Below are 13,939 nucleotides of genomic sequence, written 5' to 3' on the forward strand. Positions count from 1 at the left end.
TGTTATTAAACTGTTAATGATTGCTTGCAAGCCAGCCTGCGCTCGGACACACTAACGCCTCCAGAACGGGAGGGATCATGGTTTTGCATTCAACGCGCTGGCTGGCGCTCAGTTATTTTACCTATTTCTTTAGCTACGGGATTTTTCTGCCATTCTGGAGCGTCTGGCTTGCCGGAGTGGGCCTGCCACCTGAAACGATAGGATTGTTGTTAGGGGCTGGATTAATCGCCCGTTTCCTCGGCAGCTTGCTTCTGGCACCTCGTGTGACCGACCCTTCTCGCCTGGTTTTTGCTTTACGCCTCCTTGCCTTACTCACTTTACTTTTCGCTGCCGCTTTCTGGTTCGGGCAAACCGCCGCCTGGCTGCTGATTGTCATGGTGGGCTTCAACCTGTTCTTCTCGCCTCTGGTGCCGCTTACTGATGCACTGGCGGGAACCTGGCAGCGGCAAATCACCATGGATTACGGGCGCGTGCGTCTGTGGGGATCGCTGGCGTTTGTGATTGGTTCTGCCATGACGGGGAAACTGGTGAGCTTGTTTAGCTACCAGGCGATTCTGGTGCTGCTGAGCATTGGCGTCGCGTCGATGCTCATCGGCATGATGCTGCGCCCATCGGTGATGCCGCAAGGCGAAGCGAGGCACAGCGAAGGCGCAGGCTGGCAGGCGTGGAAGAAACTGGTGCTCGGCTCCTGGCGCTTCCTGGCCTGCGTCACGTTGCTGCAGGGAGCACATGCGGCGTATTACGGGTTCAGCGCTATTTACTGGCAAGGTGCGGGCTATTCCGCCTCGGTTGTCGGGTATTTATGGTCGCTGGGCGTGGTGGCGGAAATCGTGATTTTTGCGCTGAGCAACAAGCTGTTCCGTAACTGGAGCGCGCGTGATTTGCTGCTGCTTTCCGGCGTGTCGGGCATTTTGCGCTGGAGCCTGATGGCCTACACCTCCGATTTGCCGTGGCTGATTGCCGCGCAAATCCTGCACTGCGGCAGCTTCACCCTCTGCCACCTGGCGGCGATGCGCTATATCTCCGCAAGACAGGGAAGCGAGGTCATACGTCTCCAGTCCGTCTATTCTGCGGTGGCGATGGGCGGCGGGATTGCGATTATGACCATGTTCTCCGGCTACCTTTATCAGCATATGCAGGGCGGGGTATTCTGGATTATGGCTTTGGTGGCGGTTCCCGCATTATTGATTCGCCCACGCCCGGTTTCGTATTGCGTTAACGCTCAATAATCTGACGAATTTGCTGCTGCTGGTGCTCACCCAGCGGCAGCTCAACGTGAATAAGCGGCGGAGAGTAAAGCGGCAAAGTGGTGGAGTAGGGGGTGATCACCAACACCACCTCTTTTGGCGCGCCTTCCTGCTGATAACTGTGCAGCGTCAAATGTTTAATATTCAGCGGCAGCAGCGTGAGCTCGCGTAGCTGCCGTTCAATTTTTTGTTCGAGTTCGGTATTGTTACCGGTGAGCAGCAAAACCTGTTTCTCATGCAGATCGTTTTCCTGCATCAGCCACGCCCCGAAAATCACCGCCACCAGGCCCACTTCTTCATCTGAAAAACGCATGGCAAAGTGCGACTCAAAGCCGGTGAGTGCCGCACGGGTGGCGCGCATCAGGCGCGGGTATAAACGTGTGATTTCTTCCGGCAGGCTGTTATCAATGCCAATCCCAAACTGGCAGCGATCGAGGGCCTGGGCGAGATGGATGTAGAGCTGGTCGCTCAGTCCTTGTTCATCGCTGAATGACATTCCCGCCTGGTCGCGAAAACGCGCAATCATTTCGGCAATGGCTGAACGCAGGCGCAGGTCTTGCTGGTGGTTATCGCGAAGCGGATCGGGCATGCGCAGCAACTGAAATAATAGCGCCAGGAATAGCTGTTCGTTTTCATTGGCAGATTGCCGCACCCGGCGTTTCCAGTGGCGGGCAATCTCGAGCGCGGCCATAAACTCCGGGCGGATTTGCGTCCACGCACGTTGCTGCTCGCTGAATTCTGGTGTGATCCCCGCATGGTGCTGATGCAAACAATACTGCAAAAATAGCGTCAAAAACTGCACGTCACGGGCATCAAACTGGCGCTGTAAACGGCGTGCACACAGGCTAATCAACGCTTGCAGATTCTTCTCGTCATATAAAGCCGTCAGAATGCCTTGCTGTTTAAGCCGGGTTTTAAGCGCTGGGGTAAAATGCTGCTGCACAAAGTGCGGGCACAGACGCAGCGCACGGCGCAACCAGTGCAATAAGCACAAGCGTTTATCCAGAGGCGCGCCTTCAATCCGGTAGCTGCCGTCCTGTTGCGTGATAAGCCTCAGCCGGTGATAGCGCTGGATTTCATCGGCGGTGTCGGCTATATCTTGCAGGGCTTTGGTGTCATCGACCCCGTTGAGCCGGGCTAAGATCTCTGGCGTGACGGTTTGGTCCGGTAAATAAAGCAGCAGCAGCAGGTGGCAGCGGCGCTGCGGACTAGAGAGTACAGATGGTGGTGAGGAGAGCAGTGTCATCATCCGCATAACCGAGTCAAAGTAATTAATGCTAAGAGTAGCTAAAGCTTTTGCCGCGGATCGGCAGATTTGAGCTTTTTAATTACGGAATTCTGACTGGCTCACAGAATTTTAATCCTGAGAGAATAATGAGCAGCAAAATATGTAACATAATTGCGTTTTTCGCCTTGAGTAGCGCGCTGTTTAGCCCGCAGGCCCTGGCTCATCCGCACAGTTTTATTACCCTTGCGACCACGGTAATGGCCGACAACGGCCAGCTCAACGGCCTGAAAATGCAGTGGACGATGGATGAAATTACTTCAGCAGATCTACTGTATGACGCAGGTAATGCCAAACCCGATTCACCGGTCTGGAAGAAGCTGGCGGCGGAAGTGATGGCTAACGTGTTGGGGCAGCACTACTTCACTGAATTCTGGCATAACGGCAAAAAAGTAATGTTTAACAACTTGCCGCCAGAGTATGGACTCGCCCGCGTTGGGCACCAGGCGGTGCTGACTTTTATTTTACCCCTGGCGCATCCCCAGCCGTTAAAGGGTCAAAGCTATCGGTTCGCCACCTTCGATCCGAGCTATTTTGTCGATATGAGTTACGACCATAATAGCGATGCCAAATTGCCGGAAACATTAGCCGCATGGTGCAACATCGCGGTGAAAACGCCCAGGCCTACGGAAGCCATGCAGGCGTTCGCGCTCTCTTTAGATAAAGCTGACGCGCCGCCGGAAGACATGGAGCTGGGTAAACAATTTGCTCAACAGGTGACGGTGCAATGTCAGTAATTCCTTCAGCCAAACCCCATTCCCGCCGCTGGCTTCACCTGTGGCCGCTGGCGTTCTTTTTTCTGGTTTGCGCCGCAGCATTCTACAGCCTCTGGTATTACTGGCCGCAAATTATCCTCAACAGCGCAATGTGGCAGAAATCCATCAACCAACAAATGAGCGCGCTGCTGCGCGCGGTTGCCGAAAACCCTGCGCGTGCCGGCTGGTCGCTGCTGTTATTTAGCTTTATCTACGGCGTGCTTCATGCGTTAGGGCCAGGGCATGGCAAAGTGGTTATCACCACCTGGCTTGCCACTCACCCATCGCGCCTGAAAAGCAGCCTCAGGCTGACGTTTGCCGCATCGCTACTACAGGGGGGAGTGGCGATTGTTCTGGTAACGGTGGTGCTGGGCATTCTTGCGCTCCCTGCGCGCCAGCTGCATATGAGCAGCTTCTGGCTGGAGAAGGGCAGCTATCTGCTGGTGGGCATTTTAGGTGTGATGCTGTGCGTGCGCGCATTACGCAATTTGCGACGCGTGCTGCGTAAGCCGGTGCGCTTTATCTCTTTTACACCGCATCATGTTCATGATGAAAAATGTGGCTGCGGCCATCAGCATTTGCCGACTGAACAGCAACTTGAAGCGGGCGAGGACTGGCGAGCGCGGGCGATGATTGTATTGTCGATGGGAATGCGCCCGTGTTCCGGGGCCATTATGGTACTGCTGTTCAGCAAGGTGATTGGCGTCTATACGTGGGGTATTTTGTCTGCGTTGACGATGGCGGTGGGCACATCGGTCACTATTTCTGGCCTGGCATTATTGGTTCACAGCTTCCGCAGGCTGGCGGTGCGTTTAAGCGGGAATAAAGCCCCGGTTTTATGGCGACAAGTGGCCTGGGCAACACTGGCGTTTGCAGGTGGGGGAATTTTGGTATTAGCAGCGGGGGTGATGTGGCTGAGTGCTCAACCAGTCATGCGTGGGATTAGACCGTTTTAAACATTTTTGGTGGATGACACTTTGTTTCTCCACCCTACAAAAGCGTAGGGCGGTTAAGCGCAGCGTCACCCGCCATTTGAGATTAACGCTTCAGCGCTTCGCTCAATTCATCACGCATGGCTGCCAGCATCGCTTTAACAACACGCGCATTACCTGCAACGATATTGCCGCTGGTCAGGTAGTTGTGGCCGCCGGTGAAATCACACACCAGGCTACCGGATTCACGAGCAATCAGTTCACCTGCTGCGAAATCCCATGGCTTTAAGCCAATCTCAAAGAAACCGTCAACGCGGCCAGCCGCAACGTAGGCCAGATCCAGCGCGGCTGAACCGGTGCGACGGAAGTCAGCACACTGCGTGAACAGTTTGGTCACGATGTTCATATAAGGAGTCGCGTGTTGCTTGTGCTTGAACGGGAAGCCGGTTGCCAGAATAGTACCGTCGAGGTCGCGTGCATTGCTGCCGCGCAGACGGTAACCGTTCAGCTGTGCGCCTTGACCACGAACGGCTGTGAACAGCTCATTACGCATTGGGTCATAAACCACAGCAACTTCGGTGCGGCCTTTAACACGAACGGCGATAGATACCGCGAAGTGCGGCAAGCGTTTGATAAAGTTTGAAGTGCCATCCAGAGGATCGATAACCCATTGCACATCCTGCTCGGTACCCGCCAGTTCGCCTGATTCTTCAGCGATAATGGTGTGTTGCGGGTAGGATTTGCGGATAATTTCGATAATCAGACGCTCGGCGTCTTTATCTACGTTAGTCACAAAATCGTTGCTGCCTTTCTGGCTCGCTTCAACAGCGTCAGGGGTTTCGTAGTTCTTGGCAATTAAATTGCCCGCCTTGCGCGCAGCGCGCACGGCGATGGTGAGCATCGGATGCATCGGTCTCTCTCTGGATGTTAAAGAACGGGAAAACGCGGCGGAGTATAGCAGAGCGTTCGGAATATGTCCCAGGGTTATGATAGGATATCGCGATAATCTTTTCAGGCAATGAGTCAATAATGCTGCAAAACGTACGTATAGTGCTGGTTGAAACCTCCCACACCGGCAACATGGGCTCTGTCGCTCGAGCCATGAAAACCATGGGGCTGACCAATCTTTGGTTGGTTAATCCGTTGGTTAAACCTGATTCTCAGGCTATTGCGCTCGCCGCAGGTGCCAGTGATGTTATCGGTGAGGCCAAAATTGTCGATACGCTGGATGAAGCGCTGGCAGGTTGCAGCCTGGTGGTTGGCACCAGCGCCCGTTCCCGTACGCTGCCCTGGCCGATGCTCGATCCGCGCGAATGTGGTCTAAAGAGTATTTCTGAAGCGCAACATGCGCCTGTCGCTATTGTGTTTGGCCGTGAACGTGTTGGTTTGACCAATGACGAATTGCAGAAATGCCATTACCACGTTGCGATTCAGGCGAATCCGGAATACAGCTCGCTGAACCTGGCGATGGCGGTGCAAATCCTCGCTTATGAAGTAAGAATCGCCTGGCTTGCGACCCAGGAAGAGAGTAAAGAAGCGGCAGTGGTTGAAGACCTGACTCACTATCCGTCGGCTGACGATCTCGAGCGTTTCTACGTTCACCTGGAGCAGGTCTTGCTGAAAACCGGCTTTATTCGGGCCAGCCATCCGGGCCAGATTATGAGCAAGCTGCGTCGCTTATATAACCGCGCACGCCCGGAAACTCAGGAACTTAACATCCTGCGCGGGATGCTTTCTTCGATGGATAACGAGAAAAAATCCGGCAAATAATACTTGAGTAAATTGGTGGGTTAAATAGTTGACCAATTTACTCAGGAATGTCAGACTTGCGACCTGCTATGTGACAATCACATTTATAAAAAACCCCCGCTTCGAGGGGCTATTTGAGGTTAAGTAAGACATGAGACTGACATCGAAAGGACGTTATGCCGTGACCGCAATGCTTGACGTTGCGTTGAACTCCGCATCAGGCCCGGTACCGCTGGCGGATATTTCTGAACGTCAGGGAATCTCTCTCTCCTACCTGGAGCAGTTATTCTCCCGCCTGCGTAAAAATGGGCTGGTTGCCAGCGTACGCGGTCCTGGCGGTGGTTATCTGCTGGGTAAAGAAGCCAATAGCATCGCGGTGGGTGAAGTCATCAGCGCCGTGGATGAGTCTGTTGATGCGACGCGTTGCGCCGGTAAAGGGGGATGTCAGGGCGGCGATAAGTGCCTGACTCACGCACTGTGGCGCGATCTGAGTGACCGCCTGACCGGTTTTTTAAATAACATTACCCTGGGTGAGCTGGTGAACAACCAGGAAGTGCTGGATGTCTCCGGCCGTCAGCACAGCGAAAACCATCGCAGTACGCGCACCCAGGACGCGATCGACGTCAAACTGCGCGCATAAATAAAACGAATTTTTAGAATCAGGCTCGGGTGCGAGGCACCCGAACCCGGCGACAGCTTACGGCCTGGTTCTTGGTATTGAAGTGATGTACGGAGCTTAAAGAGCAATGAAATTACCGATTTATCTCGACTACTCTGCGACTACGCCGGTTGACCCGCGCGTTGCGCAGAAAATGATGCAGTGCTTGACTATGGACGGAACCTTCGGTAACCCGGCTTCTCGTTCCCACCGTTTCGGCTGGCAGGCGGAAGAGGCTGTTGATATCGCCCGTAACCAAATCGCTGAACTGGTTGGTGCAGACCCGCGTGAAATCGTCTTTACCTCCGGCGCAACTGAATCAGACAACCTCGCTATTAAAGGTGCGGCTAACTTCTATCAGAAGAAAGGCAAGCACATCATCACCGTGAAAACCGAACACAAAGCGGTGCTGGACACCTGTCGTCAGCTCGAGCGTGAAGGTTTTGAAGTGACTTATCTGGCGCCGCAGAGCAACGGTATCGTTGACCTGAACGTGCTGGAAGCGGCGATGCGTGACGACACCATTCTGGTTTCCATCATGCACGTGAACAACGAAATCGGCGTGGTGCAGGATATTGCGGCAATCGGCGAAATGTGCCGTGCGCGTGGCATTATCTACCACGTTGATGCGACCCAGAGCGTGGGCAAGCTGCCTATCGATCTGAGCGCGCTGAAAGTGGACCTGATGTCTTTCTCCGGCCACAAAATCTATGGCCCGAAAGGGATCGGCGCGCTGTACGTGCGTCGTAAACCACGTATTCGTATCGAAGCTCAGATCCACGGCGGCGGTCACGAACGCGGCATGCGTTCCGGTACGCTGCCGGTTCACCAGATTGTCGGCATGGGCGAAGCTTACCGTATCGCAAAAGAAGAGATGGAGACAGAAATGTCCCGTCTGCGCCAGCTGCGTAACCGTCTGTGGAACGGCGTGAAAGATATGGAGGAAGTGTATCTGAACGGCGATCTGGAAAATGGCGTGCCAACGATTCTCAACGTCAGCTTTAACTACGTTGAAGGTGAGTCGCTGATTATGGCACTGAAAGATCTCGCGGTTTCTTCCGGTTCTGCTTGTACCTCAGCAAGCCTCGAGCCATCCTACGTGCTGCGCGCGCTGGGGATGACCGATGAACTGGCTCACAGCTCTATCCGTTTCTCTTTAGGTCGTTTTACTACTGAAGAAGAGATCGACTACACCATCGAACTGGTACGTAAGTCCATTGGCCGTCTGCGCGACCTTTCTCCGCTGTGGGAAATGTTTAAGCAGGGCGTGGATATTAACGCCATCGAATGGGCTCATCATTAATCGGTATCGGATTCAGGAGAATTAAAAATGGCTTACAGCGAAAAAGTAATCGATCACTACGAAAATCCACGCAACGTGGGCTCTTTTGATAACAGCGATGACAGCGTTGGCTCCGGCATGGTGGGTGCACCGGCCTGTGGCGACGTGATGAAGTTGCAGATTAAAGTCAACAATGAAGGTATTATTGAAGACGCTCGCTTCAAAACCTACGGCTGTGGCTCTGCCATTGCTTCCAGCTCGCTGGTGACCGAATGGGTTAAAGGTAAATCTCTGGATGAAGCGCAGGCCATCAAAAACACCGACATTGCAGAAGAGCTTGAACTGCCGCCGGTGAAGATTCACTGCTCAATCCTTGCAGAAGACGCGATTAAAGCGGCCATTGCGGATTACAAAAGCAAACGTGAAGCTAAATAGTCTTTTCAAAATAATTTGAGTTGCAGCCAATGCCCCTGCAGCTCGAAGAATGAAGAAAAATCAATTGAGGTTGTTGTATGTCGATTACCCTTAGCGACAGTGCTGCCGCTCGTGTGAATGCCTTTTTAGCCAACCGGGGTAAAGGTTTTGGTTTACGTTTGGGCGTTCGCACCTCTGGCTGTTCTGGTATGGCTTATGTTCTTGAATTTGTTGACGAGCCGCAGGCAGAAGACACGGTGTTTGAAGACAAAGGCGTGAAAGTGGTCATCGATGGTAAAAGCCTGCAATTTTTGGACGGCACCGAACTCGACTTCGTGAAAGAAGGTCTCAACGAAGGGTTTAAGTTTACTAACCCGAACGTTAAAGATGAGTGCGGCTGCGGCGAAAGCTTCCACGTCTGATTTCAGCTGATACCCCACAGCCGTGGGGTATCACGCTTTACCACGTTAACCCCGAGTCTGTTATGGATTACTTCACCCTCTTTGGGTTACCGCCAGAATTTGCCCTTAACACTGAGCGGCTGGCTACCCGTTACCAGGAGCTGCAGCGCCAGTTCCACCCTGATAAATACGCCAGCCGCCCACAGGCGGAACAGCTGTTGGCGGTCCAACAATCTGCGACCATCAACCAGGCCTGGCAAACGCTGCGTTATCCGCTGCCGCGCGCCGAGTACATTCTCTCCCTCAACGGTTTTGATCTGGCTAACGAGCAGCATACCGTGCGCGACACCGCGTTTTTGATGGAGCAACTCGAACTGCGCGAAGAGCTTGATACTATCGAGCAGGCTAAAGATAGCGACCGCTTGGCATCCTTCAGCGCCAACGTCAATGCGATGGTGAAAACCCGCATCGCGCAAATGGTGCAGCAACTGGATAACCAGGACTGGACGCAGGCGGCAGATACCGTACGTAAACTGCGTTTTCTCGATAAACTGCGCAGCCAAATAGAACAACTCGAAGAAAAGCTGCTCGATTTTTAACTGGAAGCTCAAAATGGCGTTATTACAAATTAGTGAGCCGGGCCTGAGTGCGGCACCGCATCAGCGCAAGCTGGCGGCGGGTATCGATTTAGGCACCACCAATTCGCTGGTGGCCACCGTGCGTAGCGGGCAGGCTGAAACGCTGCCGGACCATGAAGGGCGTCACCTGTTACCTTCAGTGGTGCACTACCAGCAACAGGGCCTGAATGTGGGCTGGGATGCGCGTGCGCAAGCAGCAAGCGATCCTGCGAACACGATTAGCTCGGTAAAACGCCTGATGGGCCGTTCGCTTGCCGATATCCAGACGCGTTACCCGCATTTGCCATACTCGCTCAAGGCGAGTGAAAACGGCCTGCCGATGATCGACACTCCGGCCGGGCTGTTAAACCCCATTCGTATCTCATCCGATATCCTCAAAGCCCTTTGCGCGCGTGCAACCGAAGCGTTGGAAGGTGAGCTTGACGGCGTGGTGATTACCGTTCCTGCCTATTTCGACGACGCACAGCGTCAGGGCACCAAAGACGCCGCGCGTCTGGCCGGCCTGCATGTGCTGCGCCTGCTCAATGAACCGACCGCAGCGGCTATCGCTTACGGCCTGGACTCTGGCAAAGAAGGCGTTATCGCCGTTTACGATTTAGGCGGCGGCACCTTCGATATTTCCATTCTGCGGTTAAGCCGCGGCGTGTTTGAAGTGCTGGCGACCGGCGGCGATTCCGCGCTGGGCGGCGATGACTTCGACCATCTGCTGGCCGACTGGCTGCGTGAGCAAGCCGGTGTGGCAGACCGCAGCGACGACCGCGTGCAGCGTCAGTTACTGGATGCGGCGATTGTGGCAAAAATCGCCCTGAGCGATGCCGAAACGGCAACCGTAGAAGTGGCTGGCTGGAAAGGTACGGTAACGCGCGAGCAGTTCAACGAGCTGATTGCCGCGCTGGTGAAACGGACATTGCTGGCTTGTCGCCGTGCGCTGAAAGACGCAGGCGTAGAAGCCGATGAAGTGCTGGAAGTGGTGATGGTGGGCGGTTCTACTCGCGTGCCATTGGTGCGTGAACGCGTCGGCGCATTCTTTGGCCGCACGCCGCTGACCTCCATCGACCCGGACAAAGTGGTCGCCATTGGCGCGGCGATTCAGGCGGATATTCTGGTGGGCAACAAGCCGGACAGCGAAATGCTGCTGCTGGATGTGATCCCGCTATCGCTTGGTCTTGAAACCATGGGCGGCCTGGTGGAGAAAGTCATTCCGCGCAATACCACCATTCCGGTGGCGCGCGCGCAGGACTTCACTACCTTTAAAGACGGCCAGACCGCGATGTCGATTCACGTGATGCAGGGCGAGCGCGAACTGGTGCAGGACTGCCGTTCTCTGGCCCGCTTTGCACTGCGTGGCATTCCGGCGATGCCTGCGGGCGGGGCGCATATTCGTGTCACCTTCCAGGTTGATGCCGACGGCCTGTTAAGTGTCACCGCCATGGAAAAATCTACCGGTGTTGAAGCCTCGATTCAGGTGAAACCCTCTTATGGCCTGAGCGATGGCGAAATCGCCACCATGATTCAGGATTCCATGAGTTTTGCCGAGCATGATGTGAAAGCGCGCATGCTGGCTGAGCAAAAAGTTGATGCCGCCCGGGTGCTGGAAAGCCTGCAGGGTGCATTAGCTGCCGATGCCGCGCTGTTAAGCGCGGCGGAACGCGCCGCTATCGATGCGGCAATGGTGGCGCTTGATGCCGCCGCTGCCGGTGACGATATCGATGCGATTGAACAAGCCATTAAAAACGTAGACAAACAAACCCAGGATTTCGCCGCTCGTCGTATGGATGAATCAATCCGTAAGGCGCTCAAAGGCCACTCCGTGGACGAGGTTTAACATGCCAAAGATTGTTTTTCTGCCTCATCAGGACCTGTGTCCAGAGGGTGCAGTTTTGGAAGCGAATGTCGGTGAAACCATTCTTGACGTTGCCCTGCGCAACGGTATCGAGATTGAGCACGCCTGCGAAAAGTCCTGTGCCTGCACCACCTGCCACTGCGTGGTGCGTGAAGGTTTCGACTCTCTTGCTGAAAGCACGGAAGACGAAGACGACATGCTGGACAAAGCCTGGGGGCTGGAGCCGGAAAGCCGTTTAAGCTGCCAGGCTCGCGTAACGGATGAAGACCTGGTGGTTGAAATGCCGCGTTACACCATCAACCACGCGCGTGAGCACTAACAGGAGGCTTAATGGGACTGAAATGGACCGACAGCCGCGAAATCGGTGAAGCGCTGTATGACAGCCGCCCGGAACTCGATCCGAAAACGGTGCGTTTTACCGATCTGCATCAGTGGATCTGCGATCTGGAAGCGTTTGACGATGACCCGAGCGCATCCAGTGAAAAAATTCTGGAAGCGATTCTGTTAGTCTGGTTAGATGAAGCAGAATAAAAATAAACGGGCTGCCTCTGGCGGCCCGTTTTTCTATGAAGCATGAGCTGAAAAGTATAAGGAAAAGAAAATGTCAGAAGCCATGAAAATCACGCTATCCACGTTGCCTGCCGATGCGCGCTGGGGCGAAAAAGCCGCTTACAGTATTAACGATGAAGGGATTACCCTGCACCTGACAGGCAAAGATGACCTCGGGTTAATCCAGCGCGCGGCGCGTAAAATCGACGGGCAGGGCTTAAAGCACGTACAGCTTGCGGGCGAAGGCTGGGATGTCGAAAAAAGCTGGGCCTTCTGGCAGGGCTATCGCGCACCAAAAGGCGAGCGCAAAGTTGAATGGGCGCAGCTTGGCGATGCGCAGCAAAAAGAGCTGGATAACCGCCTGAAAATCATCGACTGGGTTCGCCACACCATCAACACCCCAGCCGAAGAGCTGGGCCCGGAACAGCTGGCCTCCCGCGCTGTTGACCTGCTGTGTGACGTGGCCTGCGACAAAGTCTCTTACCGCATTACCAAAGGCGAAGATCTGCGCGAGCAGAATTACATGGGTATTCACACCGTGGGCCGTGGTTCTGAGCGCCAACCGGTATTGCTGGCGCTGGATTACAACCCAACGGGCAACCCGGATGCCCCGGTTTACGCATGTCTGGTCGGTAAAGGCATCACCTTTGATTCCGGCGGCTACAGCATGAAACAAAGCGCGTTCATGGACTCCATGAAATCTGATATGGGCGGTGCGGCCACCATTACCGGCGCGCTGGCGTTTGCTATCACTCGCGGTCTGGATAAGCGCGTGAAGCTGTTCCTGTGCTGTGCGGATAACCTGGTGAGCGGCAACGCGTTCAAACTGGGCGACATCATTAAATATCGCAACGGCAAAACCGTTGAGGTGATGAACACCGATGCGGAAGGGCGCCTGGTGCTGGCCGATGGCCTGATTGACGCTTGCGCACAAAAACCTGAGCTTATCATCGACTGTGCAACCCTAACGGGTGCGGCGAAAACCGCATTGGGCAACGATTACCATGCCCTGTTCAGCTTTGACGATGGGCTGGTAAACCGCCTGATGGCAAGCGCTACGGCGGAAAATGAGCCGTTCTGGCGCCTGCCGCTGGCCGAGTTCCACCGTAGCCAGCTGCCGTCTAACTTTGCGGAGCTCAACAACACCTCTAACGCCTCTTTCCCGGCGGGGGCCAGCACGGCGGCAGGTTTCCTCTCTCACTTCGTGGAGAATTATCGCGAAGGCTGGCTGCACATTGACTGTTCGGCAACCTACCGCAAAAGCGCGGTTGAGCAGTGGTCTGCGGGCGCAACGGGCATTGGCGTGCGTGCAATTGCTAATCTGTTGACTGGTAAGTAATTTATTTTGTCCCTCTTTTACCAGAGGGACAAAATCCTTTCCCTGGAACTAACATGTCAGAACCCAAAAACGAACTCGAAACCCTACTTGAGCAGGCTGCTACTGAACCGGCTCACCGCCCGGCCTTTTTCCGCGTGTTGCTGGAATCCACCGTTTGGGTACCAGGCGAAGCACCACAAGATGAAGCGCTTGATCCAGACAGTTCAGTCGAATTGCAGCACTGGGAAAAAGACGATGGCACCTCAGTCATTCCATTTTTCACCTCAGTTGAAGCGCTGCAACAAGCTATCAGCCACGAGCAGGCATTTGTCGTGATGCCAGTGCGCACGCTATTTGAAATGACGCAGGGCGCGACGCTGTTCCTGAACGCGAAATTGCCGACTGGCAAAGAATTTACCCCGCGTGAAATCACCCATTTGATCAGCGAAGAAAGCGACCCTTTAACCCAGCAGGAAGTGCTGGACGGCGGCACCTCTTTGCTGCTTTCCGAGGTGGCACAACCCCCGGCGCAAATGGTCGATTCACTCACCACGCTGTTTAAAAACCTGAAAACCGTGAAGCGCGCGTTTATTTGTTCCATCAAAGAGCGGGCAGACGAGCAGCCTAACTTATTGATTGGTATTGAAGCCGAAGGGGATGTTGAAGCGATTATTCGCCAGGCGGGCAGCGTTGCGACCGATACTTTACCGGGCGATGAACCCGTTGATATTTGCCAGGTTGTTGAAGGCGAGAAGGGCATTAGCCACTTTATGATGGCGCACATTACGCCATTCTACGAGCGCCGCTGGGGAAGCTTCCTGCGCGATTTTAAAACCAACCGCATTATTTAACGATCTAGGCTGTGGCC

The 13,939-nt window shown here is 54.5% G+C and carries 16 protein-coding genes; 14 read left to right on the forward strand and 2 right to left on the reverse strand.

Annotated elements, in window-relative coordinates; translation table 11 throughout:
- The first annotated feature begins 77 nt into the window (after nucleotides 1-77).
- Nucleotides 78-1,229, forward strand: a complete 1,152-nt coding sequence (locus EHN07_RS09440) for a 3-phenylpropionate MFS transporter (protein WP_124023916.1) — start codon at nucleotides 78-80, stop codon at nucleotides 1,227-1,229.
- Here EHN07_RS09440 and csiE read toward each other — a convergent pair.
- Nucleotides 1,216-2,496, reverse strand: a complete 1,281-nt coding sequence (gene csiE / locus EHN07_RS09445) for a stationary phase inducible protein CsiE (RefSeq protein WP_124023917.1) — start codon at nucleotides 2,494-2,496, stop codon at nucleotides 1,216-1,218. The genes EHN07_RS09440 and csiE overlap by 14 nt on opposite strands.
- 125 nt (nucleotides 2,497-2,621) lie before the next feature.
- Between csiE and EHN07_RS09450 the strand changes: the two genes are divergently transcribed.
- Complete coding sequence (locus EHN07_RS09450) at nucleotides 2,622-3,269, forward strand: DUF1007 family protein (protein ID WP_124023918.1); 648 nt, start codon at nucleotides 2,622-2,624, stop codon at nucleotides 3,267-3,269.
- The gene (locus EHN07_RS09455; RefSeq protein WP_124023919.1) at nucleotides 3,260-4,243 is read left to right on the forward strand and encodes a nickel/cobalt transporter; all 984 of its coding nucleotides are present in this window, start codon (nucleotides 3,260-3,262) and stop codon (nucleotides 4,241-4,243) included. The genes EHN07_RS09450 and EHN07_RS09455 overlap by 10 nt, the downstream gene beginning before the upstream one ends.
- Before the next feature lie 82 nt (nucleotides 4,244-4,325).
- Here the strand turns inward: EHN07_RS09455 and suhB are convergent, their stop codons facing one another.
- Complete coding sequence (gene suhB / locus EHN07_RS09460; RefSeq protein ID WP_124023920.1) at nucleotides 4,326-5,129, reverse strand: inositol-1-monophosphatase; 804 nt, start codon at nucleotides 5,127-5,129, stop codon at nucleotides 4,326-4,328.
- Between the two features lie 119 nt (nucleotides 5,130-5,248).
- On the opposite strand from suhB, the gene trmJ reads away from it, so the two are divergent.
- The 11 genes from trmJ (at nucleotide 5,249) to sseB (ending at nucleotide 13,922) form a co-directional block, all read left to right on the forward strand.
- Complete coding sequence (gene trmJ, locus EHN07_RS09465; RefSeq protein WP_124023921.1) at nucleotides 5,249-5,989, forward strand: tRNA (cytosine(32)/uridine(32)-2'-O)-methyltransferase TrmJ; 741 nt, start codon at nucleotides 5,249-5,251, stop codon at nucleotides 5,987-5,989.
- Between the two features lie 130 nt (nucleotides 5,990-6,119).
- Nucleotides 6,120-6,608 (forward strand): Fe-S cluster assembly transcriptional regulator IscR, encoded by a 489-nt coding sequence (gene iscR / locus EHN07_RS09470; RefSeq protein ID WP_124023922.1) that lies wholly within the window; start codon nucleotides 6,120-6,122, stop codon nucleotides 6,606-6,608.
- A 106-nt stretch (nucleotides 6,609-6,714) separates the two neighbouring features.
- On the forward strand, nucleotides 6,715-7,929 hold the full coding sequence (locus EHN07_RS09475) for an IscS subfamily cysteine desulfurase (protein WP_124023923.1): 1,215 nt from the start codon (nucleotides 6,715-6,717) through the stop codon (nucleotides 7,927-7,929).
- A 27-nt stretch (nucleotides 7,930-7,956) separates the two neighbouring features.
- Nucleotides 7,957-8,343: a Fe-S cluster assembly scaffold IscU gene (iscU, locus tag EHN07_RS09480; protein ID WP_015703172.1), complete on the forward strand. Its 387-nt coding sequence runs from the start codon at nucleotides 7,957-7,959 to the stop codon at nucleotides 8,341-8,343.
- A 77-nt stretch (nucleotides 8,344-8,420) separates the two neighbouring features.
- The gene (iscA, locus tag EHN07_RS09485; protein WP_124023924.1) at nucleotides 8,421-8,744 is read left to right on the forward strand and encodes an iron-sulfur cluster assembly protein IscA; all 324 of its coding nucleotides are present in this window, start codon (nucleotides 8,421-8,423) and stop codon (nucleotides 8,742-8,744) included.
- A 62-nt stretch (nucleotides 8,745-8,806) separates the two neighbouring features.
- Nucleotides 8,807-9,322, forward strand: a complete 516-nt coding sequence (hscB, locus tag EHN07_RS09490) for a co-chaperone HscB (RefSeq protein WP_124023925.1) — start codon at nucleotides 8,807-8,809, stop codon at nucleotides 9,320-9,322.
- A gap of 13 nt (nucleotides 9,323-9,335) precedes the next feature.
- A complete protein-coding gene (gene hscA, locus EHN07_RS09495; RefSeq protein ID WP_124023926.1) occupies nucleotides 9,336-11,186 on the forward strand; it encodes a Fe-S protein assembly chaperone HscA in 1,851 nt (616 codons plus the stop codon).
- A gap of 1 nt (nucleotide 11,187) precedes the next feature.
- Nucleotides 11,188-11,523 (forward strand): ISC system 2Fe-2S type ferredoxin, encoded by a 336-nt coding sequence (gene fdx / locus EHN07_RS09500; protein WP_120065264.1) that lies wholly within the window; start codon nucleotides 11,188-11,190, stop codon nucleotides 11,521-11,523.
- Nucleotides 11,524-11,534: 11 nt separating this feature from the next.
- The gene (iscX, locus tag EHN07_RS09505) at nucleotides 11,535-11,735 is read left to right on the forward strand and encodes a Fe-S cluster assembly protein IscX (protein ID WP_124023927.1); all 201 of its coding nucleotides are present in this window, start codon (nucleotides 11,535-11,537) and stop codon (nucleotides 11,733-11,735) included.
- 70 nt (nucleotides 11,736-11,805) lie between these two features.
- Nucleotides 11,806-13,092 carry an aminopeptidase PepB gene (gene pepB, locus EHN07_RS09510; protein WP_124023928.1) on the forward strand — a complete coding sequence of 429 codons (1,287 nt, stop codon included), beginning with the start codon at nucleotides 11,806-11,808 and terminating at the stop codon, nucleotides 13,090-13,092.
- 53 nt (nucleotides 13,093-13,145) lie between these two features.
- The gene (gene sseB, locus EHN07_RS09515; protein ID WP_124023929.1) at nucleotides 13,146-13,922 is read left to right on the forward strand and encodes an enhanced serine sensitivity protein SseB; all 777 of its coding nucleotides are present in this window, start codon (nucleotides 13,146-13,148) and stop codon (nucleotides 13,920-13,922) included.
- Nucleotides 13,923-13,939 lie beyond the last annotated feature (17 nt).

This window comes from Buttiauxella warmboldiae, assembly GCF_003818135.1.
GTDB classification, from domain to species: Bacteria; Pseudomonadota; Gammaproteobacteria; order Enterobacterales; family Enterobacteriaceae; genus Buttiauxella; species Buttiauxella warmboldiae.

Excerpts from the sequence above, each read along its gene's own strand:
- iscR (WP_124023922.1), top strand. The coding sequence starts at position 6,120 with ATGAGACTGACATCGAAAGGACGTTATGCCGTGACCGCAATGCTTGAC.
- iscU (WP_015703172.1), top strand. The coding sequence starts at position 7,957 with ATGGCTTACAGCGAAAAAGTAATCGATCACTACGAAAATCCACGCAAC.
- hscB (WP_124023925.1), top strand. The coding sequence starts at position 8,807 with ATGGATTACTTCACCCTCTTTGGGTTACCGCCAGAATTTGCCCTTAAC.
- pepB (WP_124023928.1), top strand. The coding sequence starts at position 11,806 with ATGTCAGAAGCCATGAAAATCACGCTATCCACGTTGCCTGCCGATGCG.
- csiE (WP_124023917.1), bottom strand. The coding sequence starts at position 2,496 with ATGATGACACTGCTCTCCTCACCACCATCTGTACTCTCTAGTCCGCAG.
- iscA (WP_124023924.1), top strand. The coding sequence starts at position 8,421 with ATGTCGATTACCCTTAGCGACAGTGCTGCCGCTCGTGTGAATGCCTTT.
- trmJ (WP_124023921.1), top strand. The coding sequence starts at position 5,249 with ATGCTGCAAAACGTACGTATAGTGCTGGTTGAAACCTCCCACACCGGC.
- fdx (WP_120065264.1), top strand. The coding sequence starts at position 11,188 with ATGCCAAAGATTGTTTTTCTGCCTCATCAGGACCTGTGTCCAGAGGGT.
- suhB (WP_124023920.1), bottom strand. The coding sequence starts at position 5,129 with ATGCATCCGATGCTCACCATCGCCGTGCGCGCTGCGCGCAAGGCGGGC.
- iscX (WP_124023927.1), top strand. The coding sequence starts at position 11,535 with ATGGGACTGAAATGGACCGACAGCCGCGAAATCGGTGAAGCGCTGTAT.
- EHN07_RS09450 (WP_124023918.1), top strand. The coding sequence starts at position 2,622 with ATGAGCAGCAAAATATGTAACATAATTGCGTTTTTCGCCTTGAGTAGC.
- hscA (WP_124023926.1), top strand. The coding sequence starts at position 9,336 with ATGGCGTTATTACAAATTAGTGAGCCGGGCCTGAGTGCGGCACCGCAT.
- EHN07_RS09455 (WP_124023919.1), top strand. The coding sequence starts at position 3,260 with ATGTCAGTAATTCCTTCAGCCAAACCCCATTCCCGCCGCTGGCTTCAC.
- EHN07_RS09475 (WP_124023923.1), top strand. The coding sequence starts at position 6,715 with ATGAAATTACCGATTTATCTCGACTACTCTGCGACTACGCCGGTTGAC.
- sseB (WP_124023929.1), top strand. The coding sequence starts at position 13,146 with ATGTCAGAACCCAAAAACGAACTCGAAACCCTACTTGAGCAGGCTGCT.
- EHN07_RS09440 (WP_124023916.1), top strand. The coding sequence starts at position 78 with ATGGTTTTGCATTCAACGCGCTGGCTGGCGCTCAGTTATTTTACCTAT.